The following is a 24,731-nucleotide window of genomic DNA, read 5'->3' as shown; positions in this document are numbered from 1 at the left end:
TATCCTGCATTTAAAAACAGCATGACTTCAAAAAGGGGCGATCACATTGAAATTAACAATAAAAGATGATGCACTCAATTGGTACAAGAATGAACTGGATTTAGAAAAAGGTGATCATGTTCGCTTTTTTGTCAGATATGGCGGATGCAGTAATGTACAAAAAGGCTTTTCTCTCGGCGTCGCAAAAGATGAACCTCAAAATGCAGGCGCAACCGCTGAAGTAGAAGGCATTACTTTCTTCGTGGAAGAAAGTGATATTTGGTATTTTGACAACCATGATCTGCATATTGATTATAACGAGTCCGTGAAAGAACCAGAGTTTCATTATGAATAAACAAAAAAGATACCTCATCCCTCGGGTATCTTTTTTGTTTATCACTCAATATAAAGTCCATACTCCTGAATGTTTCCTAACAGCCGCTCTTTTTGCAAAATCCGTTTTTGCGAATCACCGATGAGATCAAAATGAGGAAAACCTTCGCGAGCATGAATCCATTCTTTCTTTAATCCATGCTTTTGTCCCCAAGCGATTAATTGCTCCATATCCTGACAGGCTGCCTTTGTGACAGTATTCGCATGCGGAAAACGGTCATCAAGCCAATAGTGTGTCAAAAAGGCCACATTTCCTTGCCGAACAGCTGATTTCCAAGCATTCAAATCTTTTCTTTTAATACCAAATGCCATGAATCAAACCTGCTTCTTTGACTGTTCGTATACGCTGTGCCATGCAGGGAAAGCTTTTCTAAATTGAATCGGTCTAAAGGTTTCTTTGTCCACACAAATATGTGAGGTGGTCCCTGTAATAGCCGTTTGTCCATCAGGTTTTTGTATTTCATAGCCATACACCGTTTTCACGCCGTTATATTCTTCAATCCATGTGTGAACTGTAGCCGTTTCACCGTACAGTAGTGGTTTCTTATATTGAACCTGAAGATCGACAACAGGTGCAAGGACACCGTCTGCCTCTAACTGGGCATAGGAAAAGCCTAATTCTTTAATTAACGCTGTTCTGCCGACTTCCATCCAGATTAAATAGTTGGCGTGATACACAATGCCCATTTGATCTGTTTCTGCATAACGGACTTCTATTTCTTTTTTAGATACATACACGTTTTCATCGCTCTCCTATCAAAACCTAACGTCTCTGACATTTTACCACATTCCAAATGGTTCTTCTAAAAAGAGGCAATAAAATAAACCAGGAATCCCTGGTTTATTCAGTGTAACCGCTCTTTCTTGCTGCTTCTTCGTCCTTTATTTCAGAACGCATTGCGTCAATACTTGTTCTACGGTTTTCATTTTTTTGCTTGATCATCTGCTTTTCTTCCTCTGTTGAAAGACCCATTGCTGCTTCAGATTCATCAATATTTTCAAGTGTGTTTTCGATCATATCCTGAAGCTTCTCAACATTATCAGAACGATCATCTGGATTGGATTGATATGACTTGTCATTCATCATGCTTCCCTCCTATTATTCGCCCTTCGTCTGTATCACATCAGGCTGTTCATTCGATTTATTATGCATCTTTTTGCCTTTATTTCGTTTGTATGCTACAGGTTTTGTCCCTAAATGGTCTGGTGTAAACTGCGCTTGTTTATCATGCTCTCTACCCATCATTCATCCCTCCCTCTTCTTTAGGATGAACGAAAAAGGATAAATCATAACTTATTTCTGTCTAAATCGCTCTTCCAACTTTTCTTCAAGCTGGTTTAAAAATTCCTCATTGCTTAATAATTCTTTTTTATTTTCAAGCACAAGTTCTTCAAATGTACGGCGCTTTCTTCTTCTCATTTTTATCACCACCTCCACTCTGTTCATACCATTTTCGCCAAAACATTTAGAAAATAAGCAAAAAAGAGCTGAATCATTATAGATCCAGCTCTTTTTCAATTTCTTTTTTTGTGAGCATTTGATGCTTTACAGAAAGGATACGCCCTTTTTCATCTAGTATGTATGTTGTCGGATATGAAAGTACCTGATATCTCGCTTGAATACCTTTTTGATCTAATAAAACAGGAAAACTAACCTTAAGTTCATCAATAAATGAGGCGACGTGATCCACACTTTTTTCAGTGTTCGTCAAATTCACCGCTAGTACCTCAACTTGGTCATTTTCACTTCTAATTGCATCTAGATCTGGCATTTCTGTTCGGCAAGGCTTACACCATGTCGCCCAAAAATTGAGGAGTACTTTTTTTCCTCGATAATCAGATAACGATGCCGTTTTGCCATCAAGGGTTTTGAGCTCAAAATCAGGGGCTTTGTCCCCTGTTTCAAGACCGATGGCAGGTTCTTTTGGTCCGAATACATTCCATGCAAGTAAACCAATCAACACAAGTAAAACAGCGCTTGCCATTCCTTTTTTCCACATGATTGATCCTCCACTATGTTAAAAAAGAAGAGAAAGCTGTCTAAGCGCCTTCTCTTCTTTGCTTTATTAGTTGCTTGCCAATTTCTCACGCAGTACCATTTGAAGGATACCACCATGACGGTAGTAGTCAATTTCGACTTCACTGTCAAAGCGAACAATTACTTCAAATGTTTTCTCGTTGCCATCTGTATCAATTGCTTTTACAGTGACAAGATCACGCGGACGAACTGTTTCATCAACATCTACTTCGAATGTTTCTGTTCCTGTTAGTCCATAAGTTTCTGCACTTTCACCGTCTTTAAACTGTAAAGGAAGTACGCCCATGAAGACAAGGTTACTTCTGTGGATACGCTCAAAGCTTTCCGCAAGAACGAATTTAATTCCAAGAAGATTTGTTCCTTTTGCAGCCCAGTCACGTGAAGAACCCATTCCGTAGTCTTTGCCTGCTAAGATTGCAAGACCAGTTCCATCTTCTTTATAACGCATGCATGCATCATAAATGGATGTCACTTCACCAGTTGGCCAGTACGTTGTATACCCGCCTTCTGTTCCTGGTGCGATTTGGTTCTTAATGCGGATGTTTGCAAAAGTACCTCTCATCATAACATGGTGGTTACCACGACGTGATCCATATGAGTTAAAGTCTCTTGGCGAAACGCCTCTTTCTTGCAAGTATTTACCTGCAGGCGTGTCTTTACCAATTGCTCCAGCAGGAGAAATATGGTCTGTTGTGACAGAATCACCGAACTTCGCCACTACGCGCAGTCCTTTAAGTGGTTCAACTTTACCAGGTTCAACTGATAAGTTTTCAAAAAATGGCGGGTTATCAATATATGTGGAATTTTCATCCCATTTATACAATGCATCATCCGTTGTTTTAATTTCATTCCAGCGGTCATTGTTGTCAAAAACAGTTTCATACTCTGAACGGAATAGCTCAGGTGTGACAGTGCTTTTAACGACGCTGTTGATTTCATCCATTGATGGCCAAATGTCATTGAAATAAACGTTCTCGCCATTTTTATCGACACCGATCGGATCTTTTGTTAAATCAATATTCACCGTACCAGCAAGTGCATAAGCCACAACTAATGGTGGAGATGCAAGGTAGTTTCCTTTTACAAGCGGGTGGATACGCCCTTCAAAGTTACGGTTACCTGATAAAACAGAAGTGATCAGCAGATCATTTTCAGAGACAGCATCTTCAATTTCTTTTTCAAGCGGTCCTGAGTTTCCGATACATGTTGTACAGCCATACCCAACAATGTTAAATCCGAGGTCTCTTAAATATGGAAGAAGTCCCGAATTCACAAGGTACCCTGTTACAACTTTAGAACCCGGTGCTAGTGACGTTTTCACGTAATTTGGCACCTTCATACCGAGCTCACTTGCTTTCTTCGCAACAAGACCTGCCCCAATTAAAACGTATGGGTTAGAAGTATTCGTACAGCTCGTAATCGCTGCAATGGCAATCGCACCTGTCTTCATAACAGCTTTTTCACCGTTTTCAAGATCAAATTCGATTTGTTTGTCCAGCTCTGATTTTTCTAAACCAAATCCTTGGTTCCCAGCTGGGCTTTCAATATGCTTATGGAATGTTTCTTTCATTTCAGAAAGCGGAATCAAATCTTGTGGACGTTTCGGACCAGATAAGTTTGATTCAATTTTAGAAAGATCAATTTCCACAACATCTGTAAAAATTGGTTCCTCAGCATCAGGTGTATAGAATAAACCATTTGCACGAGAATATTCTTCAACGATGTTGATTTGCTCTTCGTCACGGCCAGTTAGGCGAAGATATGCAAGAGCTTCCGCATCTACTGGGAAGAATCCGCAAGTTGCACCGTATTCAGGCGCCATGTTCGCAATCGTTGCACGATCAGCTAATGGCAGCTGGGCAACTCCTGGTCCAAAGAACTCAACGAATTTGTTAACAACGCCTTTTTCACGAAGTACTTGTGTCACTTTTAAGGCAAGGTCAGTTGCAGTCGTTCCGTTTGGAAGCTCTCCTACTAATTTAGCCCCAATGACTTCTGGCACTGGGAAATAAGAAGGCTGACCAAGCATACCAGCTTCTGCTTCGATACCGCCAACGCCCCATCCAAGTACACCGATACCGTTTATCATTGTTGTATGAGAGTCCGTACCAACTAATGTATCTGGGTAAGTGATGATCTCGCCATCTTCTTCGATTGCATGAACAACACTTGCAAGATACTCTAAGTTCACTTGGTGAACAATCCCTGTTGCAGGCGGAACAGCTTGATAATTGTTAAACGCTTTCTTTGCCCAGCTAAGGAAGTTATAACGCTCTGCGTTACGTTCGAATTCTAAATCCATGTTAATGTTTAATGCATCTTCAGTTCCAGCTTTATCGACTTGTACAGAGTGGTCAATGACCAGGTCAACTGGAATTTCAGGGTTGATTTTATCTGGATCTCCGCCCACATCTGCCATTGCTTTTCTTAAAGAAGCAAGGTCAACGACAGCTGGCACACCCGTGAAGTCTTGTAAAATAACACGAGATGGTTTAAATGGAACATCAATTTCTTTTACCTCGGCAGTTCCCCATTTTGCCAAGTTCTCAACGTGTTCCTTTTTGATCACTTTACCGTCTACTTGGCGAAGCACTGATTCTAACAATACCTTAATGGAATAAGGCAATTTAGAAACATTTCCGATTCCTTGTTTCTCGAGTGCTTCTAACGAATAATAGTGATACGTTTTCCCATTTGTCGAAAACGTTTTTCTAGATTGAAAAGCGTCTTGTTTAGCGACTTGCTGCTGTTTCGACATGTCCAAAATCCCCCTTTTGATGATCAAGATCAATTTCAATTCTCAGAAAAATCGTCGTATTTCACCACAATTTTCTCACAATTTCATCTTAAAACAAATTCATACATAAGTAAATAACAATGCTTTTATTAAATTCAATAAGTTTAGCTTATCATGAGGAAATGATTACTCTTCATAAACTGAGCAGCACGGGTTCATACTAATGCTGAGGTGATAGAACATGACAAAAAGAAAAGCAAATCATGTAATTGAAGGCATGAACGCAGCCAAAAGCCAAGGAAATGGTGCAGGCTATATAGAAAATGATCAGCTCGTTTTAACAGAAGAACAAAAGCAAAACAATAAAAAGCGTAAAAAAAATCAATAAGAAAGGAGTGAGAAATGATGACGAACAAAAACACTGGGAAAGACATCCGTCAAAACTCTCCTAAAGAGCATCAAAGCGGACAGCCTGAGCCGCTATCAGGCAGTAAAAAAGTGAAAAACCGTAACCATACAAGACAAAAGCACAATTCACATCATGATATGTAAACATATTCTCCAAAGGCCCGTGACCAAACGAAATGTTTTAGGTCTTTCACACATTTCAGCTTTCATCATATGATTTATTATGAGATGTGATGGAGGAGTGTTTATGGGAAATGAAAAGCAAGTGAATTCCTCTGATTTTCTTGAAATAGATGATTGGCTGAGTGTATTAATGGACGATCCTTTTGTTTGGTATGACGAACAGCTGCCAATAGATCTTTACGAAACAAGCCGTGATTATATTATTGAGATCGACCTCTCCACCCTATCGATCACTGATTTAAAACTGACCTTTTCCGGATATGAGCTCATCCTCACTTATTTGATTGATGAAAGAGAACAACCGATTGAAAAAAGCGTCATGCTCCCTTTTTATTTGAATGACAAAGACATTGATACAGATTACGAAAACAGAATCATATCAATAAAAATCAAAAAGAATGCCCATCGTCAAGACGGAGCATTTTCCTTTCAAATGCCGCACTTCAAACATTAAGAGCCCGCCTGTATACAGGTGGGCTCTCTTCCGTTCGTTTCAAGTCAATACCTTGTGCGAGCCACCATGGCCAAATAGTAGAGTCGCTATACAATAATGTATTCCGTTTCTACTAAATGGTTTGGGTCATTCTAGTAAATGGGCACCTCTTGATCAAAAAAGGCGTTTATAGAGAAAAAACACATACATTTTTGTTATTTTCTTCTACCTTTCCTTCATGTAAAATAGAATAGAGAGAAGGGATATAGGGAGTGAGAACATGTTAAGCGGCTGGTTTTTGTGGTTCATTTTATTTTGGGGTACAGTGATGATTGGATTACTAGCAATCGGTGGCTTTTTTATGTTTCGCAAGTTTTTAAAACGATTGCCGAAAGAAGACGGGAAATCAGAGCTTGATTGGCAGGATGAATATATTCAAAAGAGCCTGCACCTATGGCGCGATGAAGACAAACAGCTATTAAATGAGCTAGTATTACCGGTTCCAGAGCTGTTTAGAGATGTCGCCAAAGAAAAAATCGCCGGTAAAATTGGCGAGCTGGCACTAAAAGAACAAGCTGCCAGCATTAATTTAGACTTAATCATTCGCGGCTATATTATCGCTACACCAAAGCGGGATCATAAATTTCTACTAAAGCGCCTTCAAGAAAAAAATATCGACCATTCGCCATATGAATCTTTATTAAAATAACCTCCTTTTTAAAAAGGAGGTTTAATTCATTTGGGCCTGCTGCAGATCTAATTGTTTAGATATCTTTCTAAACGACAAATACATCGCAACCCGCCAAGGGACAATCATGCCAAAGGCTAAAATCCAAAACATCCCGCTGAGCGCACCATAATCAATAGAAGAGCTTAAAATCGTCTTCATTCCGATACGGAGGACAAGAAGCCCGATAAGAATAAACACAAATGCTTTTGAACGCTTCAAATAGATTTCATTGCCTCTAATTTCAAATTTCGATGTTTTAATTAAGAAGATAGAGAAAAACATCCCTACAGTAATCGCTTCTAAAAATTCAGCTCCAGTTACTTGAAACATTGGGACAAAAAACATCAGTGCACCAGTGCTCATGAAGATAGGAGGTAATATAATTTTTTTTGCGGTTGCAGGTTTTGCAGATGATTTAATGCGAATAAACATGACAGCTACCGCCATACATACCGCAACTATAGAAGAAATTATGATCATCATATCAAATCATTCCTTTATTCTTTAAGGTCAGCCTATGTATAATATACTCCAATTGACGAAAAAAAACCATTCGCCGCGACTGTAGAAAACGATTTCAAAAACCCGTAAATCCTCCAAATAATGATGAGAACATAATAATGATCCATGTCAGAAGATCAAAGAACAGCAAGATCCCTACTACGATCATAATAATCCCGCCAGTTTTCATGATGAGCTGCTGACGCTTTCTGATCCAAGCCATTTTTGTGATGAAAAAGGAAAGAACAAAAAACGGGATAGCAAAACCTAATACATATGCAATCATGTAAGTCACAGCGGACTCTGGCTTGTTGCTGGCAAGTGTGATGACAGCTGATAAAATCGGGCCGGTACATGGTGTCCAACCAGCAGCAAAACCCATTCCGATGAGAATCGATCCCAAAAAACCGGCCGGACGATTTTTAAACTGCAACCTCTTTTCTCCCATTAAAAAAGAAGGCTGAAATACACCAAGAATCATAAAGCCAAAGAAAACAATGAGAATGGCACCAATTTGACGAATCGCATGCTGATATTCAATGAAAAACTTCCCAACAAACGATGTCCCAAAGCCAATGGCAATAAAAATAAGAGAGAACCCAATTAAAAAGAATAATGTATGAAGAAGACTTCTTCTTCTCAGCATCACCTTCTCAGATTTCACTTCATCTATACTAACGCCCGTAATATAGGATAAAAAGGCTGGATAAAGTGGCAGACAGCACGGTGAGATAAAAGAAAGAAACCCTGCTCCAAACGCTAAAAAGTAATTCAAATCTGACAAAAGAACACCCCCTTCTTACAATATACAATAAGAGATGACAAATTCATTTCATTTTTTTTACATCACCTCAATAAAGATGGTCTAATCTCTTAAAACCTTATATAATTTAATTTGACATCAAGATACCAAACCCTTTAAATTTGAAAATAAACCTTAAAATGGATATAATAGAATCGATTCTTTTTATCAAGATTTGCATGAAAGGAACATGACTTTGGTAAAAACATCATTATTAACTCAAATTGAAGAAAAAAGAGAAGAGCTGATGAAAGTTGTCTTGCATAATGGGATGACATCAACAGTGACCATCGAACATAGCCAGCAGCTAGATCATCTCCTCTTACAATATCAACGACACTTACACTCAAACTCAGCCAACTAATGATATCTCAAGATAGAAACAATGCCGCACGATTTTTAGAAAAGTTGATATGTGTGACAATAAACGAAAACCTCTGCTCACAGGGGTTTTTTGTTTTTGTCTTTAACGGATGGTTCACGGCAAAATAAAAACCACTTTCCCTGCTTTATTCATGCAAGTACAGTGGTTTTATGCGTCTGATGAAGGTGACTTCAATAAAGACAGGACATCGCTTGTCCAATCTTTAGGGACCATGTTCCATCTATGATCATAATAACGTACGTATTATTTCGCTTGGTTGTTCATGGCTTTCATCATTTGATTGATTTTCTTTTGGGACGGTTTCATGCCCATTTGCATCATCATCATTCGAAGCATTTGTTCATTAATTGGTGGATTCTTTTTCAAGTAGCTCATCATATACTTACGAGCAATAAAGAATCCGAGTGCAACTCCTGCAAGCAGTGCAACAACGCCTACAAGGATGACAACCCATAAATCCATAATTCTTCCTCCTTCATGTTGTCTCGTATAAAGTGTACTAAACAAAAGGCTATTATACAACATTTCACGTTCAATTTTATTTTTTTAAACAAAATTCCTCACTTTTACCGGATTGAGCCACCCGTGCTTCTTTGATCCAAAGTCCATAGCCAGGAAACAAGGACTAATTTTTCTTAGCACTTCAAAAAACACCGCTTCTGCCTCATAGCTTCCTGTGGCAGACATTTGAATATAACGGTCTTTAATAATGAATGCGGCTGTGCCTTTTCCATCTGGTAGCGATGCACTGTAAATTGAGCCTATTTGTGTATAGTGTATGTTGGTTAAATTGTTCATTAAACGCTGATGCATATGAAAAGCAGGGATTCGTTTCGTTACATAATCCACTTGCTTAACAAGCATGACTAATTCGTCATCACTGCGGTTCGTCCAGTGTAACGATTCAAACAAATGAAACAAAATAGATTCTCTACCAAAATAATGATGAGCAAACTCATCCTCAATCCAATAAATATAATAATGGCGTTCCATGTCTATCCCTTCCTTCCACATTTCGTCAATCTCGCTTATTGCTTGTATTATACAAAAATGTGAAAGAAAGAATTGTCTATATATGAAGCAAGAAGAAACTAGTTTTGTCAAAAAAACAAGAAAAAAGAAAAAAGTTTGCAGAGCATAGTGAAAAGCTCTGCAAACCGACTACAAAAAAGCATGATGCTTGGAGACTGATTATTTATTCAGCTTTGCTTTTACGCGGCTCACCACGTTGCTGACAGTGAAACCGTATTTTTCAATAATGGTTTCGCCTGGTGCAGAAGCGCCAAATTTATCAATCGCAATCACATCGCCATCAAGGCCAGTGTAACGTTCCCAGCCAAGTGAAGCACCCATTTCGATTGCAACACGTGCTCTCACTGCTTTAGGAAGAACGGACTCTTTGTATTCGTCTGACTGCTCATCAAAGCGATCCCATGCAGGTAAGCTCACGACAGAAACGCGAATGCCTTCTTTTTCAAGTGCTTTTTGCGCTTCAATGGCTAAACCTACTTCAGATCCTGAAGCAAGTAGAAGAGCTTCTGGCTGTGCATCAGCTGCTTCAACGACGACATATCCACCTTTTTCTACGCCTTCATATGCCTTCTCTGGTGCTTGATCAATCGTTGGAAGGTTTTGACGAGTAAGAACAAGCGCTGTCGGTTTATTCGTTGAAGATACAGCAATTTTCCATGCTGCAGCTGTTTCGTTTCCATCAGCTGGACGAATAACAGAAAGGTTAGGCATCGCACGTAATGAAGCGAGCTGTTCAACTGGCTCATGCGTTGGTCCATCTTCCCCAACCGCAATACTATCATGCGTAAATACATAAGTGACAGGAAGTCCCATTAATGCAGCAAGACGAATGGCAGGTCTTAAGTAGTCTGAGAAAACAAAGAATGTTCCACCGAATACACGAAGTCCGCCGTGAAGTGCCATACCGTTTAATGCTGCACCCATTGCGAATTCTCTCACACCAAACCAAATGTTTCTGCCAGCATAATTCTCTCTACCAAAGTCATTTGTATCTTTGATTGTTGTTTTATTTGATCCAGCAAGGTCAGCAGACCCACCAATAAAGAATGGTACTTGCTTTGCAATGCCATTTAATACTTCTCCAGAAGAAGCACGAGAGGCAAGGCTTGAACCTGCTTCATAAACAGGAACTTCTTGATCCCAATTCTCAGGAAGTTTTCCTTCAATCGCAAGCTTCAGCTGAGCTGCCAGTTCTGGATATTCTTTTTCATATTGCTCAAACAGTTCATTCCACGCTGATTCTTTTTTCTGTCCAGCGTCTTTAACAGCTGTTTTGAAATGATCGTACACTTCAGAAGGTACATGGAAATCTTCTTCAAACGTCCAAGAATAAGCTTCCTTCGTTAGCTTCGCTTCCTCACTGCCAAGCGGTGCACCGTGCACCCCAGACGTTCCCGCACGGTTTGGAGAACCGAAACCGATTGTCGTCTTCACTTCAATAAGTGTAGGTTTGTCTGTACTTTGTTTGGCTTTTTCAATGGCAGCCGTCACTTCTTCAATGTTATTGCCGTCTTTTACATAAAGAACTTCCCAATTCATCGCTTCAAAACGATTCTTCACATTTTCAGAGAAAGAACGATCGAGGTCGCCATCTAAAGAAATGTCGTTTGAATCATAAAGAACAATTAAACGGCCTAAGCCTAAATGACCAGCAAGTGAAGCAGCTTCAGAAGAAATGCCTTCCATTAAGTCTCCATCTCCGCAAATGCTGTATGTATAGTGATCCACAACATTAAAGTTGTCTTTGTTATACGTTTCTGCAAGATGTCTTTCTGCAAGTGCCATTCCAACAGCCATCGCAATCCCTTGTCCTAAAGGACCTGTTGTCGCATCTACACCCTCTGTATGTCCAAACTCAGGATGTCCAGGTGTTTTGCTTCCCCATTGGCGGAATTGTTTTAAATCTTCGATGCTCAGATTGTATCCGCTTAAATGAAGCATGCTATATAAAAGCATAGAGCCATGTCCCGCAGATAGCACAAAACGGTCTCTGTTAAACCAATTTGGATTTTGCGGACTTACGTTTAAGTGATTCGTCCATAAAGCGTAAGCCATTGGTGCAGCGCCCATCGGCATTCCAGGGTGACCTGAATTCGCTTTTTCAATTGCGTCTATGGAGAGAGTACGTATTGTTGCAATAGATTTCAATTCAATCGTTTCCATATAAATCCCCTTCCGTATGTTGTGTACTCCATTATCATAAATCTACTGTCCTTTTTTCACAACTATTTCACGCCGAAAAAGAAGGATTTTGTCACATTTAGTTTATCGATCACCTAAAAACTTATGCAAATATGAAAAAAGATGAGAATATTCCTCCCATCTTTTCAAAAATAAAGAAATGATGACCTTTAATGAAGATTCTGGTCTCTTTCTCTTTTTAATTTTTCTGGTGTGACATCGTTTCCTTCCGGATCGACGATTTTCACGGTTTTGAGTGTATTTTTCATAGAAGAACGAAAAGCCTTTAAATATTCCTCTCTTAATTGCTTCTGTTCTATTTTTTCAGCGTCCGACAAACCGGCCTCTTTCGACTTTTTTGAAAGCTCATTGATTCTTGCAAGCTGTTCTTTAGAAATCATGACAAACTCCTTTAAAACATTTTCTCTACATACTACTAAATATCAGTCATTTTTACAACAAATCACGCTTTAAGTCGCAAGTCCTTTTTCATATTCTTGGTACCTTCTATGGACGGTTGCTTTTGAAATGTCAAAACCAAGTGCCTGCAATGTCACTGCAATTTCAGCGAATGTCATGTTGTTTTTTCTTAATCGAACAATTTCAGAAATCGGTACTTCAATACGTTCGCGGCCAGGCGCCTGCTCTTGGTGTTTTAAATTCAGTTCGGGTTGATACCCTCGCTCAACAGCTTTTTTCATCCCGCGCTTAATTTTCAAATTATGAATTTTCCGCTGATACTCTTCTACAACGCCTACAATTTCAATGACCATCTCGTCTGCTTCTGAAAGCTCAAGCTCTCCTCTATGAAATACGCTGTACACCTTGACTTTTTCTTTAAACAGACAATGAAGAAGAGCGATTTTCGCCTGCCCTCTTCCAAGGCGTGTCTCATCTTGAATGAGAACAGCATCGATTTCTTCCTCTTTCAGCGCAGCCAGCATGTCAAAAACACCGTCACGATCAAGATCATATCCACTCGCTTTTTCTTTAATCACTTTGACTACATTCATCCTGTGCGCTGCAGCTAAAGCGAGCAGTTCTTCTTCTTGTCTTTTAAGCGAGGTTTCTTGCTCTTCTTTGGCAGTACTTACTCTCGCATAAATGATTGCATTCATGTCTTCAATCGACCTTTCTACTGTACTGTTGCAAGTTGATATACGACTGGATGCTCTTTTTTAACTGGAATTACAAGGATGTCTCCAGGCTGAATGTCAGTTGAAGCAAGATCATTGTGTTCAGTTACCCAGTCAATAAAAGCATTTTTATCGATTGATTTACTGTCATTTACTTGGTCAGCTAATCCCCAAAGAGTATCACCTGATTGAACCTCTATTTTAACATATTGATTTGGATCATTATGGCTAGTGACTGCAATAAGTGAGAGAAATATGCCAACGATGAATGAGAATAGCCCAATAAAAATAATAGATTCCTTTAACCTCATAATGTCATCTCTCCTAATAGAATGTGTGTTCGCTCTTTCTGTCACTTATTATAAATACGAACAAACGTTTCTGTCAAACGTTTTTTTCGAACCTATGTTTGTACTGTTAGGAAAAACATGCTATAATTTCTTTAAAATTGACGTTTTGAGGTGCAAAAGATGACGAAGCTATCAAAAAGACAACTCGATATCCTGAAATTCATAAAAGAAGAAGTAAAAAGCAAGGGTTATCCCCCATCCGTTCGTGAAATTGGCGAAGCTGTCGGTCTAGCATCAAGTTCAACTGTCCATGGACATTTAGCTAGACTAGAAACGAAAGGTTTAATTAGAAGAGACCCAACGAAACCTAGAGCGATCGAAGTACTAGATGAAGAGGAAATGAATATTCCAAAGAGCGCTGTTATGAATGTTCCAGTCATCGGAAAAGTCACAGCAGGCTTGCCTATCACGGCTGTTGAGAATGTAGAAGAATATTTCCCACTTCCAGAAACTTTTGCAGCGCCAGATGAACAAGTATTTATGCTGGAAATTATGGGAGAAAGTATGATTGATGCAGGTATTTTGGACAAGGACTACGTCATTGTGCGTCAGCAAAGCACTGCCAACAATGGAGATATTGTGGTGGCTATGACAGAAGAAGATGAAGCAACAGTGAAACGTTTTTATAAGGAAGATACACACTTTAGATTACAGCCTGAGAATCCATCAATGGAACCGATTATTTTACAGAATGTGAGTATACTAGGTAAAGTGATTGGCGTATTTAGAAATATTCATTAAAAAAAGCCGGTATTTCATCAACTGCTGATGGGGACTGACCCCCGTTTTTGAGACAGGAATCAAAACACCTTTATGAAACAGCCAGTTGCCGAAACTCTTTTGGTGACTGGTTGTTTAATTTCAATTGAATTCGGATATTGTTATAATAATCAATATACTCCCTGACTGTTTTTTCTACAATGGCTGTTGTAGTGTTTGTCAGGTGGTGGAGATAGAATCCTTCTGATTTTAAACTGGAGTGGAAGGATTCGATGGGGGCATTATCAGCGGGCATTCCCTTACGGGACATGCTCATGGTAATGCTTTTTTCCTTTATCTCCTTTTGATAAGCATAAGAAGTGTAGACCGAACCTTGATCACTATGAAGTACGCAGCCTTTAGGCAGTGCCTGTAGCTGATTCAACGTATCTAGAACAAGCGAAACATCCTGTTTATCACCAATCGTATAAGCCACAATCTCACTTGTATATAAATCTTTTATGCTAGATAGATAAAGTATTTTTTGGCCAAAGGGCAAATACGTTATATCAGTCACCAATTTTTCAAGTGGCTTTGTCGCAGTAAAATCCTGTTTTAAGTGATTTTCTGCAATATAATAAGGTTGACCAGTCTGTTTACGCTTTTTTACTTTCACACGACACTGTAAACCGTAGGTTTGCATAATACGTTGTACGGTCTTATGGTTCATTTTCATTTCTTTTCGCAGTAGAGCCGTTATTTTACGATAACCATACGTATATTGGTGTGCCTCACAAAGAGACGATATGAGGTCGATTAACACTTGCTGTTTTGGCTGGAGATCTTGTTTTTTCCAACGATAAAATGTTGATCTTGCGACCTCAAACATCTGACAGAATGTACTTACACTTACTGTGTCTTTTACCGTATCGTAAATCGACACGAACGCTTCTTTTTTCACTTCCTTTCCCATTCCATGTACTTTTTTAATAGGTCAATTTGTTGTTTTAGAAAACGATTTTCTGTTTTTAACTTTTCGTTCTCATCTTGATATTCAGGTCCTTTACCATATGAATACTGTTTGCCTACCGGCTGTCTTAAACGATGAATGTCTCCAGATTTATACCATTTCATCCATGTTTTAAGTTGGGTCACATTCCGAATATTTAATTCCTCCAACACTTTTTTAACTGGTACTCCCGCCAATCGCATTTCAATTGCCTTCATCTTCACTTCAAATGGATAACTAACTCTTGAACCCATAGAAAAACACCTCCAAATTGTTTTCAGGTATTCTATACCCGATTTTCAACTTAAAGGTGTTTTTATCTGTCTCACTTTATGGGGTCAGTCCCGATGAGAGCCGGCTTTTTCTTTTATGAACAAGAATATGCAAGAATACTGGAGCTTGGGAACGAGCCAAATGTAAAGTTCGGCCATATGAAACCCGTTGTACGGCCAAAAGGCTGCGAGGAAAGAACATACATGAGAAATACTTGACCGTTTCTAAGGAACACAATGGTCCACCTTCTATTACAACCAGCTGCAAATTGAACCGTTTGCTGGCTTCCGCCTACACTCTGCCCTGCAATGAGCGGCTGCATACTTTGAGGCTGAGAAACTGCTTGTTGATATTGCGAGATGATATACTGCGGCGGGGCTGGCGGGACCGATTGTCCTCCTGAACCTTGCCCTTGCCCAGTCCCTCCCAATGGCAAGCCGGGAAATCCTCCAACTTGAGAAATAGGAAACGCCGGCATGCTTTGTACCTGCCGATCGTACAAGTACCCATTCCACGTACCTTCATATGGATTATACATACTAAACACCACTTTCTTAGACATTCATCACGACAGTATATGTCATACATAAAAAAAGAGTGTTGAGGAGACAAATAGAAATCTTTCCAAAAGACGTTTTATTCTTCTTTAGAACGGTTAAATACTAATGAGGAAGAAAAAAATAAAAAAATGAAAACTTTTTGTCTCCCTCAAACGTTATATAGATAGAAAGAAAAGAAATAAAAAACATTTAGATTTAATACTTGTAATATACCTGTAACTATTGTAACATTTGTAACATAAGAAGTTTTCATTGAGAAAAGGAGGCAATTGCCTTGAAAAAATTATTTGTTTTATTAACCGCTATTATGCTTATGATCTCATTACAAACAACAACACTGGCCGCTTCCAAAAAATCAGCCGCTTTGACAAATAAAGAAGCGTTACATATTGCCCTTGATGCAAGAGAACACTTTTGGAGTGCGATGTCAGGCTACAACATTAAAGAGCATTCAGATTACAAATTAAAATCATTTACTCATAAAGATATGACTTACAACTACCTGTCTAAAACATTTGATACAAAGAAAAAACTAAACAGCTATCTATCTCAAGTTTTCACAAAAGATGCCATTACTCACGGTTTAAAAGACTATCAGTTCATCGTTCATAAAGGAAAAATGGCTGTGCCAGTTGGTGACGGAGACAATATGCTTAATTGGGATAAGGCAACACCTAAACTCGTCTCTAAGAAAAGTACAATCCGCACATACGAATTCACAGTCCCAACACTTGATGGACGCAAAGTAAAACGTACTGTCACTTTCGAGAAAGTACAAAACGATTGGAAAGTAACAAAAATTGACGCTGTGATCTAAATAAAAACCAGGCCGTTCACTAGGCCTGGTTTTTATATGGATGAAAATTCAGTCATACGATCTAAAGCGTGAGCTAGTGATGACATCGTTTGAAATTCATTAAAAGGAAGTCCAAGCTGTACAGCCGTTTGAGCAATTTCTGGTCTAATGCCTGAAATGGTCGTATCAACCCCGATTAACCGAAGTGACGTGACAAGATCAAAGATTTGATGTGCTACCATCGTATCAATGATGATGACACCCGATAAATCAATACATAAATGTTGAATACCTTTTTGCGAACACTGTTTTAATGTATTTTCTAAGATAATCTTTGCTCGCGCAGTGTCAATATCTCCAACTAAAGGCAATAACGCAACATGACTTTTTAACACAATGACTGGGGAACTCAGCTCATAAATCATGTCTCTTTGAGCAACAAGTTTTTTGGTGGTATTTTTCACATATTGCTGAATAAAGACATGAATTGAAATATTAAATGCCTCAGATATCAAATCATACCAATAAAATATTCGGTCAATGTCAATATCACCTTGATGCTGTTTTATAAACTCTTTTAAGTAATGAAGAACCACTCTTTGATTGGACATATATTCTCTTACGACATAATCTAATGGCGTGTTCAAGTGCTTCGGATCACTTGCTAAGTCTTCAGACCATTTTTTAAATTTTGTATGTAAATACGTCTTGTCTTCAATAAGTGCGCGTATAAAATGCTGATAATAATCTTGATTTTGCCGTTTCAGTTCTGCTATGATACTGGAATCTGTTGAACGATAAATGGATTCTGGATCATCATCTTCAATTGATTCATACCATGTTTCAGTCAGTTTCTCTGCATGTTGCATGAAAAAATCGTATAATGCACGGTTCTTTTCCATAAGCATATGTCCCTTCACATTTTTTACTTGTCAGTCTTTGTACTTGATGGATTGATTGTACCATTGAATCTTTTGTACCTGCTAGCTCGAATACGCTCCTGTTGAACAAAAAGGCCCCTCTCAAGGAGCCTCTTGTCTACGTTTATTTGACAATAAATAAAATTCGTTTCCCGTCAGGATACCCGCTGATTTGATGTCCGACCCATGAACCAGCGCCTCTATTATCTGATGGACTGACATATTGAACGCTCGCCCCCTTTCCTCCTTCAAGACACACCGCCATCGGCCATTCATCCCGGTCAAAACCGGGTTTTGTGGGAATTCCTTTTAATGATTCTTGCCTGCGGGTATCTGCCCCATTTCGGTCAATGGTACACACGTCTGAGTGCCCTTTTCGAATAGCTTCTTGAATATGACTGCCTGTTTCAGGATACCGTTCCTTAGGAAATTGAATCACATGATCATAACGATCTGCCCCTTTTGCGGAACGATCCTCTCCAAAACCACCTAATAACACACCCATCCAAATGACAAAACAAAGAATGACAGCAGCGATCCAGCCTTTTCTCATCTTCAAAAGCTCGTGACCTCCTCATACTTCTGATGAAATGATGTTGACTTGAAGGGAATGAGTCATTTTTAATGTATGAGTGGCTGCGTGATGACATGTGAAAAACATGAGCTGAATCTCCCTAGATACTGATCCATAAGAAAAAGCGAATGATTTCTTCATCATTCGCCTTGTTCTACTTAAGATATTTCATCTACTCTATATAATGTTTCATTTTGTGAAGACATCTCCGACGGCATCCCTTCTTCAGCTGATGAGGATTGTTTATATTCTTCTGATGAGATGACTGTACCATGTGATTTAATCCAGCTCACCAATTTGCTGTTAGCTGATGACTGATTGTCTGGTAATAAAAAGTATTTCACCTTTCCTTGTTGAATAAGTGCTTTTAATTTGTTGACAGTCAAAATAGGATCTGTCCCATTAAAACCGCCTAAGGCCATGACATTCTCATCTTCATCAATAATATATGGCGCTGCGGTCACAGTCGTAAGCGTTGCAAATAAATACGTTTCTCCTGTTTGATGCGCCTTTAAATAAGTGAGTAAGCCTTGATCGACACTAGATGTAAACATGTTCCCTCCTCGTGAACTAGCCAGCTGAACACCTGCCTCTGGAAGAACAGCATTTCCACCATATATGATTGGGGTGGCGGACCAAAAACCTGGAATCAGTAACAGCGTTGTCAAAGCGGTGATGAGCAGTCGTTTCATGATCAATTGTTTTTCTCTGTACATCAGCAATAGGATAGCGATAATCATCCCTGCAATCGCAATGGCATACATCCAAATACTACTGATTTGAGTCGTATAGTTACTCAAAATATACCCTTGGAAGATGGCTGTAACAGCGATTGCTGCTGGAAGCAAATACGCAGATACTCCTTTGTTGGCCTTAAATAACTCTCCCATCTTCTTAGCTCCTATGCCGCATAGTGCTGCAATAGGCGGGGCAAGCATAATGAGATAGTAATGGTGGAAGAATCCCGCAATACTAAAGAATCCTGCAACAGGAATCAGCCATGCTGTCCAAAACATCGTTTGTTTCCATTCGTTTAATTGAGCTTTTCTCTCCTTCCACCAGCTGATGATCATCCCTAAAAGCCCAAACAAAGCAAACGGCAGCATCCAGCTGATTTGACCTGACAATGCAGATTGAAATAAACGAAATATGCCGGGATTCCCAGTGCCATACATATTCATGCTTTGTTGACCTACAGCACTGCCAGGCGGAGAACCACCACCTGGACCATGTTGAGGTGGCGTCATTTGATTTTGGGATGGAGGCGGCTGATTTCTGTTTGACTGATCCTCTGACGAATCGCCTAATCCAGAATGATCTGGCATCACCATACCCGCTTGCTGGTTCATGTCACCAAAGGATTTCCCTGTCGTCTGTCCAAGCAGCCGTTCCGTGCCGTTATAACCAAAGGCAAGTTCTAACACTGAATTTGTTTGGCTGCTTCCCACATAAGGGCGCTCACTTTCAGCTGTCATATCTACAGCAACTGCCCACGATAGAGATAAGCAGACTAATACGACCATAGAGCATAAGAGAGAGAAAATTTTCTTTTTTAACGGTACGCGAGCAGCAATAAAATAGTAGAAAATAAATGCTGGAACGACCATAAACGCTTGCAGCATCTTCATATTAAATCCTACCGCTATCAAAGCGAAGGCAATAAGAAGCCAGCGCATCTTTCCGCTTTTTACAGCACGCATTAAGAAATACGTACCCGCAAGTAATATAAAGACAAGCATACTGTCTATATTGTTCGTTCTGCTCACAGCTGCGGCAATTGGCATGAGAGCCATAACGGCCGCTGACACCCTTGCAGCACCTTGACCGAAAGCCGGTTTTATCATGAGATAAAGAAGAAGAACAGACCCCACTCCAGCAAGTGCCTGCGGCAATATCACACTCCATGTATGAAAACCAAAAATAAGTGCACTAATGGTTTGAATCCATAAAACGACGGGTGGTTTATCAATTGATACGAATCCAGTTGCATCAAATGAGGCATAAAAAAAGTGATGGAAGCTTTTGGACATACTTTTGACTGCAGCTAAATAATATTGATTAGCACTATCATTCTGCCAAATTTGATAGGTGTAGAGAAAAGCTGCAATAAGTAAAATCACCAACAATATCATATCTACTTTTTTGTTTTTCACTCATATCTCTTCTTTCTTTTTCATTTATTTCATTCAGCATAGCTTTTAAATATGAAATAGTGATGAACAAAAAAAGAAACTTTTCTGCATTTGACAATAAAAAAAGCCTGTCCCCTTCACAGGAAACAAGCTGAATGCTCTATATTTTATTGCGCCTTCGCATAGTTGATAAATTCAACAAAGGCAGCAGTAGCTTTTGGTCCGCCGTTGATCGTTCCGTTTGAATAACCCGCATTATGGACCCCGACGATTTGTTGATTCTGATCTAGCATCGCAGAGCCAGAGTTTCCGCTAAATGTATCAATCGTGTAGTATGCGAGATTCGTATCTTCTCTCGTGACTGGACCTGACATTTCCCATTGTGACACTTTGCCAGTCGATCTCATTTTATCACCTGGATATCCAGAAATTTTAATCGTTGTACCTGTTAGATTTGTCACTTGACGAATAGAGCGGTAGCCGACCGTATTCCCGATGTTCGTATCTGTTTTAATGACGGCAAAATCATATTGACTCGCCCCCGTGTTGATATATCCGCTTGGTACATAGAATTCGGTCATGTTTGCTGAGCCGTTCACGGCCGTGCTGTCATTCATGCCTGGGTAGACAGACCCTTTTGCACTATAGCTTCTTGTGGCTGTATTGTAGACGCAGTGTCCGTTTGTCAATATTTTGTTTGGAGCAATGAGTGTTCCGGTGCAGCTAGAACCACCAAATGTAATATAAGCAATAGAATTGTAGGGTGCTACTCTTGTATTCGTCACTTTTGTTCTACCATCGTCTCCAATGACTACTTTTGTTTGAAAGTCTTTTAAATATGTTGTGAGTGGTTTTACTTTTTCGCCAATAGTAGAAGAGAGATCATCCACTTTGTCAAAGGATGAGGGGGTTTTCATATCGTTGTGGAAGTCAGCTGAAGAAATCACCTTTCCGTCAGAAGTCACCATGTCATAATCAGACGTTAGTACTGAATCAGATGCTGCATGGGCAAAACTAGGTACACTTAAAGCACCAAAAACGAGTAGAGAAGGGATTAATTTTTTCACCTTTTTCATCATATTCCTCCTTTATGTCCTATATCAAAAATGATACGATTGTTTCATATTGGAGTAAATGAGAGAATATTCTTATTTTTTCAAAATATTTCATTTGTAAATTAGGCGTTTTGAATCTTCCAAATATTTATTCTATCGATCTCTCTTTGAAAACAGAAAAACCGCCAAATTGGCGGTTTCAAGATAAGGGTTAAATTGTGATTTATGTTAGCCCTTTGTCTTCTTTTCAGCTGATAGAAAACCTTTGAATCAGCTCCATACATCTTTTACATATCTGTTGTCATTGGCTAGTGATGTCAGCCATTGTTCAGCTGTTTCTTTTGCACACTGTTTCTCAGACTGATACAGTTCAATCATTGTTGCCTCGACATCTGGTGCCATGACCTTTCCATCCCCGCAAATATACAAGTAGGCGCCTTTGTCGAGCAATTCAATGAGCTTGGCTCCATCATTTTTAATGAAGTGTTGGACATACACTTTATGCTCCTCGTAGCGAGAGTAAGCACGGTGAATGGTGACGACTCCTTTTTGTGCTGCAAGCTGCAGTTCGTCATAATACAGATCATCTTCATGTGGGTGGCGGCACCCAAAATAAAGATGAGCTTCACCTAACGGCTTCCCTTCATTTTGCCATGCTTCCCTTGCCTGAATGAACCCTCTAAATGGGGCGATACCTGTTCCTGGTCCAATCATGATCATTGGTATTTCAGGAGAAGGCGGCAATTCGAATCCTGCTTGAGCTTCATGAAGGAAGCAGGCCACTTCATCTCCTTCTTGCAGCCCGCATAAATAGTTTGATGCGACGCCTGCGTATTCACCGCGTCCGCTCCATGATTTTCCTTTCACAACAGCTACTGTGATACTAAGCCTCTTTTCATCTACCTTTGGCGAACTGGAGATCGAGTAATAACGAGGCTTCAAGCCTGGTAAAAGGGCTAAGAAATGATCAAATGGCAGTTCACATGCTTCGTATTGTTCTAGTAAATCCAGCATGGTCACACGCTTCTTTAATACAGCTTCTTGATAAGTTTCTCCCGCCATTTGTTCAAGTTCAATACGATGAGGTGGGCATACCGTATATTTTGCAAGATCTCTTAGCTGAGTACGTGTCACAGGCTCTTGCAGCTCTACATGTGACACCAGCAATTCTTCGACTTGAATTGGCTGATTTAATGGTAAATGACTTGCTTCTTTTTCCGAAGAGAGTATCATGTGCTGCTCTGGATCCAGCTTAAAACGATCGGTCACCCGCTGAACGAGTGTTGCATTATTTTTTGGCACGATTCCGATATGATCTCCTTCTTTATAATGCTTGCCTTCGGGTAATTGAAGTTCGATATGCCTTGTTTGGCGGGTACTTTTTTCAGATTGTAATTCTTGATTTTTTAATACAACAGCTGAAAAGGCACCGTATGTTTTAGCTACAGGACGATCCACTAGTTCATTCGTATATGCAATGGATAGGTTTGGCTTTTCTTGACGTTGCTCCTGCAAGGTCAAATTGAATTCTTTTGCAAGCTCGTCGAAGACTGTCTTCTGGAATGTTTCTTTATCTTCATCCATATCACCGCCCGCATCTCCTTCACCTATATCCGTTAAACGTTTCGCCCCTTTTCTTTCAAGTGCTTCATCAATCAGACGAGGAATACGCTGATACGTGCTCGCCCAATTTCGATCCCCGCACCCAAAGACTGCAAATGTCACGTTTGATAGATCCTGCTCCTCATCCTGCATCACCCAATCCACAAACTGTTTCGCATGGTCAGGCGGATGGCCGTTGTATGAAGCCGTTACAATGAATACTGCGCCTGACTCTGGTAACTTTCGGGTATAATCATCAAGTGGTGCCGTTGTCACGTCAAACCCTTTTGCTTTCCCGTCTTCAGCAAATTCGTTTGCCATTTGCTTTGCTGTACCAAGATTTGATCCATATAAGACCAATAGCGGCGTTCCATGACTCGCTATTTTTGCTTCAGCAGATGCCATGTTTTTCTTCACTTCTTCTTTCGGAGGCGCCATAAAGAATTGCTGCTTTCTTGGCCGCACTTTGATTTTAAAATCATTCGGCTTAATTGTCAGGGATTCTTTTAAATCCAGTTCATACGACGTATGGTCAATCAATTCAAGGTTGTGCAGAACCATCGCCAGAACCATCGTGGCTTCATGAAGGGCAAATTGCATCCCAATACATGCACGCTGGCCATTTCCGAACGGTTTATAGGCATGCTGTGGAATTTTTTCAGGATGCATAAAACGTTCAGGCTTGAATTCTTCTGCATCCTCCCCCCAAACCGCTTGATCTCGATGTAATTTAGGAAGCAGCACATTGACACTTTGATTTTTTTTGATCGGATATTTTCCTCCAATGACTGTATCCTCTTTCGCATAAAGAGAGAACGTAGGTGCCGTCGGCCAGAGGCGAAGTGCTTCGTTTAAGACCATACGCGTAAAACTTAGTTTTTGAACCTGCTTAAATGTCGGTAGTCCGCCTTGCAGCACGTCGTCTGCTTCTTGTACGGCTTTTTTTAATTTGTCTGGATTCTTTAGTAAGAAATAAATCGCAAATGACAACAATCCGCTTGTTGTTTCATGACCCGCTATTAAGAAGGTAATGATTTGATAACGAATATTTTCATCTGACAGGCGTTCACCTGTTTCAGGATCCTTTGCATGTAGCATGAGAGAAAGTAAATCATTGCCCGTTTTATCTTGTTTTTTCCGTTCTTGAATAATGTCATCTACTAATTGCTTCATAAAATCAACGTCTTGTTCAAATTCTTTTCTTCTTTTGATCATTAATTTATCTGCAACCGGCAATCTGCTTGCTTGATCCATCGCTTCATTTAAACCATTCAGCATGCTTTCAATAAATGGATGCTGATTTTCTTTGTAAAAGCTGTTAAATCGAAAATCAAAACCGCATAGCCCGATCGTATCTAAAGTGAGCTTTGTCATATCCTCTGCTACTTCAATTTCTTCATCACGGCCCGTTCTTTGCCATTTTTGTACAAGCTGTGTGGCAATATCAAGCATCATCTCATGATAGCCCTTCATGGCCTGCTGGCTAAACGCCGGCATCAAGATGTGATGAGCCTTTCTCCAGTTCGGCTCTTCTGTCCAACTTGTGAATAACCCATCCCCTGAAAATGTTCTCACTTTATTGAGACTGCTTCCAATGAATTTATCAAAACGCCTCTCATCAAATACTTCTTTGGCAAGTTCATGGCTGGAAACAAAAATACTTGTTGCTTTTGAAAATTCAAACTGAAAGATCGGCCCTAATTCATCTGCCAGCCGCCAAAAGGTTTGAGAAAGCTCTCCTTTTTTGATATGAGGAATATTTTTTAAAGGTCCGTATGTTTTTGGTTTTGGAATGATTGATGTTTGTTGCATGTGCCCACTCC

The 24,731-nt window shown here is 39.7% G+C and carries 30 protein-coding genes; 8 read left to right on the top strand and 22 right to left on the bottom strand.

What is annotated here, in order from left to right; genetic code table 11:
* The first annotated feature begins 46 nt into the window (after positions 1-46).
* Positions 47-334 carry a HesB/YadR/YfhF family protein gene (locus tag NST57_RS09615; RefSeq protein ID WP_008343795.1) on the top strand — a complete coding sequence of 96 codons (288 nt, stop codon included), beginning with the start codon at positions 47-49 and terminating at the stop codon, positions 332-334.
* Positions 335-375: 41 nt separating this feature from the next.
* Here NST57_RS09615 and NST57_RS09610 read toward each other — a convergent pair whose 3' ends face one another.
* The 7 genes from NST57_RS09610 to acnA form a co-directional block, all read right to left on the bottom strand.
* Complete coding sequence (locus NST57_RS09610; RefSeq protein WP_142155181.1) at positions 376-684, bottom strand: hypothetical protein; 309 nt, start codon at positions 682-684, stop codon at positions 376-378.
* A gap of 3 nt (positions 685-687) precedes the next feature.
* On the bottom strand, positions 688-1,110 hold the full coding sequence (locus NST57_RS09605) for an acyl-CoA thioesterase (RefSeq protein ID WP_008343800.1): 423 nt from the start codon (positions 1,108-1,110) through the stop codon (positions 688-690).
* Positions 1,111-1,213: 103 nt separating this feature from the next.
* The gene (tlp, locus tag NST57_RS09600) at positions 1,214-1,456 is read right to left on the bottom strand and encodes a small acid-soluble spore protein Tlp (protein ID WP_017359579.1); all 243 of its coding nucleotides are present in this window, start codon (positions 1,454-1,456) and stop codon (positions 1,214-1,216) included.
* A gap of 15 nt (positions 1,457-1,471) precedes the next feature.
* The gene (locus NST57_RS09595; RefSeq protein WP_008357830.1) at positions 1,472-1,615 is read right to left on the bottom strand and encodes an acid-soluble spore protein N; all 144 of its coding nucleotides are present in this window, start codon (positions 1,613-1,615) and stop codon (positions 1,472-1,474) included.
* A 51-nt stretch (positions 1,616-1,666) separates the two neighbouring features.
* A complete protein-coding gene (locus tag NST57_RS09590) occupies positions 1,667-1,792 on the bottom strand; it encodes an FbpB family small basic protein (protein WP_003211002.1) in 126 nt (41 codons plus the stop codon).
* 76 nt (positions 1,793-1,868) lie between these two features.
* Positions 1,869-2,372, bottom strand: coding sequence for a TlpA family protein disulfide reductase (locus tag NST57_RS09585; protein ID WP_008343807.1), 504 nt, complete (start codon positions 2,370-2,372; stop codon positions 1,869-1,871).
* 66 nt (positions 2,373-2,438) lie between these two features.
* Positions 2,439-5,168, bottom strand: a complete 2,730-nt coding sequence (gene acnA, locus NST57_RS09580; protein ID WP_341298453.1) for an aconitate hydratase AcnA — start codon at positions 5,166-5,168, stop codon at positions 2,439-2,441.
* Positions 5,169-5,388: 220 nt separating this feature from the next.
* Here acnA and sspO point away from each other — a divergent pair, with 220 nt between their 5' ends.
* From sspO to NST57_RS09560, 4 genes are all read left to right on the top strand, one after another.
* Positions 5,389-5,535 (top strand): small acid-soluble spore protein O, encoded by a 147-nt coding sequence (gene sspO, locus NST57_RS09575; RefSeq protein ID WP_008343809.1) that lies wholly within the window; start codon positions 5,389-5,391, stop codon positions 5,533-5,535.
* Positions 5,536-5,552: 17 nt separating this feature from the next.
* A complete protein-coding gene (locus tag NST57_RS09570) occupies positions 5,553-5,699 on the top strand; it encodes a small acid-soluble spore protein P (RefSeq protein WP_012010105.1) in 147 nt (48 codons plus the stop codon).
* A 103-nt stretch (positions 5,700-5,802) separates the two neighbouring features.
* Positions 5,803-6,192 carry an Hsp20/alpha crystallin family protein gene (locus NST57_RS09565; protein WP_341298452.1) on the top strand — a complete coding sequence of 130 codons (390 nt, stop codon included), beginning with the start codon at positions 5,803-5,805 and terminating at the stop codon, positions 6,190-6,192.
* Between the two features lie 259 nt (positions 6,193-6,451).
* Entirely contained in the window at positions 6,452-6,880 is a 429-nt protein-coding gene (locus tag NST57_RS09560; protein WP_142155178.1) for a DUF2621 domain-containing protein, read from the top strand.
* A gap of 21 nt (positions 6,881-6,901) precedes the next feature.
* On the opposite strand, the gene NST57_RS09555 is transcribed toward NST57_RS09560, so the two are convergent.
* A complete protein-coding gene (locus NST57_RS09555; RefSeq protein WP_142155177.1) occupies positions 6,902-7,384 on the bottom strand; it encodes a CcdC protein domain-containing protein in 483 nt (160 codons plus the stop codon).
* Between the two features lie 94 nt (positions 7,385-7,478).
* Positions 7,479-8,186, bottom strand: a complete 708-nt coding sequence (locus NST57_RS09550) for a cytochrome c biogenesis protein CcdA (RefSeq protein ID WP_142155176.1) — start codon at positions 8,184-8,186, stop codon at positions 7,479-7,481.
* A 208-nt stretch (positions 8,187-8,394) separates the two neighbouring features.
* Here NST57_RS09550 and NST57_RS09545 point away from each other — a divergent pair, with 208 nt between their 5' ends.
* Positions 8,395-8,568, top strand: a complete 174-nt coding sequence (locus NST57_RS09545) for an aspartyl-phosphate phosphatase Spo0E family protein (protein ID WP_369810454.1) — start codon at positions 8,395-8,397, stop codon at positions 8,566-8,568.
* Between the two features lie 264 nt (positions 8,569-8,832).
* Here NST57_RS09545 and NST57_RS09540 read toward each other — a convergent pair whose 3' ends face one another.
* The 6 genes from NST57_RS09540 to yneA all read right to left on the bottom strand — a co-directional run bounded on the left by NST57_RS09540 (position 8,833) and on the right by yneA (position 13,249).
* Positions 8,833-9,051, bottom strand: coding sequence for a YneF family protein (locus tag NST57_RS09540; protein ID WP_003212379.1), 219 nt, complete (start codon positions 9,049-9,051; stop codon positions 8,833-8,835).
* Positions 9,052-9,135: 84 nt separating this feature from the next.
* On the bottom strand, positions 9,136-9,582 hold the full coding sequence (gene sirA / locus NST57_RS09535) for a sporulation inhibitor of replication protein SirA (protein ID WP_007499339.1): 447 nt from the start codon (positions 9,580-9,582) through the stop codon (positions 9,136-9,138).
* Positions 9,583-9,780: 198 nt separating this feature from the next.
* Positions 9,781-11,784, bottom strand: coding sequence for a transketolase (gene tkt, locus NST57_RS09530; RefSeq protein ID WP_008343815.1), 2,004 nt, complete (start codon positions 11,782-11,784; stop codon positions 9,781-9,783).
* A gap of 188 nt (positions 11,785-11,972) precedes the next feature.
* Positions 11,973-12,203 (bottom strand): DUF896 domain-containing protein, encoded by a 231-nt coding sequence (locus NST57_RS09525; protein ID WP_142155175.1) that lies wholly within the window; start codon positions 12,201-12,203, stop codon positions 11,973-11,975.
* Between the two features lie 69 nt (positions 12,204-12,272).
* Positions 12,273-12,920 (bottom strand): YneB family resolvase-like protein, encoded by a 648-nt coding sequence (locus NST57_RS09520; protein WP_341298451.1) that lies wholly within the window; start codon positions 12,918-12,920, stop codon positions 12,273-12,275.
* Positions 12,921-12,937: 17 nt separating this feature from the next.
* Positions 12,938-13,249, bottom strand: a complete 312-nt coding sequence (gene yneA, locus NST57_RS09515) for a cell division suppressor protein YneA (protein WP_007499348.1) — start codon at positions 13,247-13,249, stop codon at positions 12,938-12,940.
* A gap of 159 nt (positions 13,250-13,408) precedes the next feature.
* On the opposite strand from yneA, the gene lexA reads away from it, so the two are divergent.
* Complete coding sequence (lexA, locus tag NST57_RS09510; RefSeq protein ID WP_007499350.1) at positions 13,409-14,029, top strand: transcriptional repressor LexA; 621 nt, start codon at positions 13,409-13,411, stop codon at positions 14,027-14,029.
* Positions 14,030-14,099: 70 nt separating this feature from the next.
* Here the strand turns inward: lexA and NST57_RS09505 are convergent.
* Both NST57_RS09505 and NST57_RS09500 read right to left on the bottom strand, forming a co-directional pair.
* Positions 14,100-15,250, bottom strand: a protein-coding gene (locus NST57_RS09505; protein WP_142155484.1) for an IS3 family transposase whose coding sequence is annotated in 2 segments (ribosomal slippage) — positions 14,100-14,980 and positions 14,980-15,250 — 1,152 coding nt in all. Because the reading frame shifts where the segments join, the coding sequence is not laid out codon by codon here.
* A gap of 113 nt (positions 15,251-15,363) precedes the next feature.
* Positions 15,364-15,807, bottom strand: a complete 444-nt coding sequence (locus tag NST57_RS09500; protein ID WP_341298450.1) for a hypothetical protein — start codon at positions 15,805-15,807, stop codon at positions 15,364-15,366.
* Between the two features lie 296 nt (positions 15,808-16,103).
* On the opposite strand from NST57_RS09500, the gene NST57_RS09495 reads away from it, so the two are divergent.
* The gene (locus NST57_RS09495; protein ID WP_341298449.1) at positions 16,104-16,646 is read left to right on the top strand and encodes an IseA DL-endopeptidase inhibitor family protein; all 543 of its coding nucleotides are present in this window, start codon (positions 16,104-16,106) and stop codon (positions 16,644-16,646) included.
* 32 nt (positions 16,647-16,678) lie between these two features.
* Here NST57_RS09495 and NST57_RS09490 read toward each other — a convergent pair whose 3' ends face one another.
* The 5 genes from NST57_RS09490 to NST57_RS09470 all read right to left on the bottom strand — a co-directional run bounded on the left by NST57_RS09490 (position 16,679) and on the right by NST57_RS09470 (position 24,720).
* The gene (locus NST57_RS09490) at positions 16,679-17,527 is read right to left on the bottom strand and encodes an STAS domain-containing protein (RefSeq protein WP_341298448.1); all 849 of its coding nucleotides are present in this window, start codon (positions 17,525-17,527) and stop codon (positions 16,679-16,681) included.
* Between the two features lie 142 nt (positions 17,528-17,669).
* The gene (locus NST57_RS09485; RefSeq protein ID WP_341299211.1) at positions 17,670-18,050 is read right to left on the bottom strand and encodes a NucA/NucB deoxyribonuclease domain-containing protein; all 381 of its coding nucleotides are present in this window, start codon (positions 18,048-18,050) and stop codon (positions 17,670-17,672) included.
* Positions 18,051-18,277: 227 nt separating this feature from the next.
* Positions 18,278-20,272, bottom strand: coding sequence for a glycosyltransferase family 39 protein (locus tag NST57_RS09480; protein ID WP_341298447.1), 1,995 nt, complete (start codon positions 20,270-20,272; stop codon positions 18,278-18,280).
* 146 nt (positions 20,273-20,418) lie between these two features.
* Positions 20,419-21,327, bottom strand: coding sequence for a trypsin-like serine peptidase (locus tag NST57_RS09475; RefSeq protein ID WP_045034804.1), 909 nt, complete (start codon positions 21,325-21,327; stop codon positions 20,419-20,421).
* Between the two features lie 249 nt (positions 21,328-21,576).
* On the bottom strand, positions 21,577-24,720 hold the full coding sequence (locus NST57_RS09470) for a bifunctional cytochrome P450/NADPH--P450 reductase (RefSeq protein ID WP_341298446.1): 3,144 nt from the start codon (positions 24,718-24,720) through the stop codon (positions 21,577-21,579).
* Positions 24,721-24,731 lie beyond the last annotated feature (11 nt).

The organism is Bacillus sp. FSL M8-0077 (assembly GCF_038050255.1).
GTDB lineage: Bacteria > Bacillota > Bacilli > Bacillales > Bacillaceae > Bacillus > Bacillus altitudinis.
This window is presented reverse-complemented; position numbering and strand designations above follow the sequence as displayed.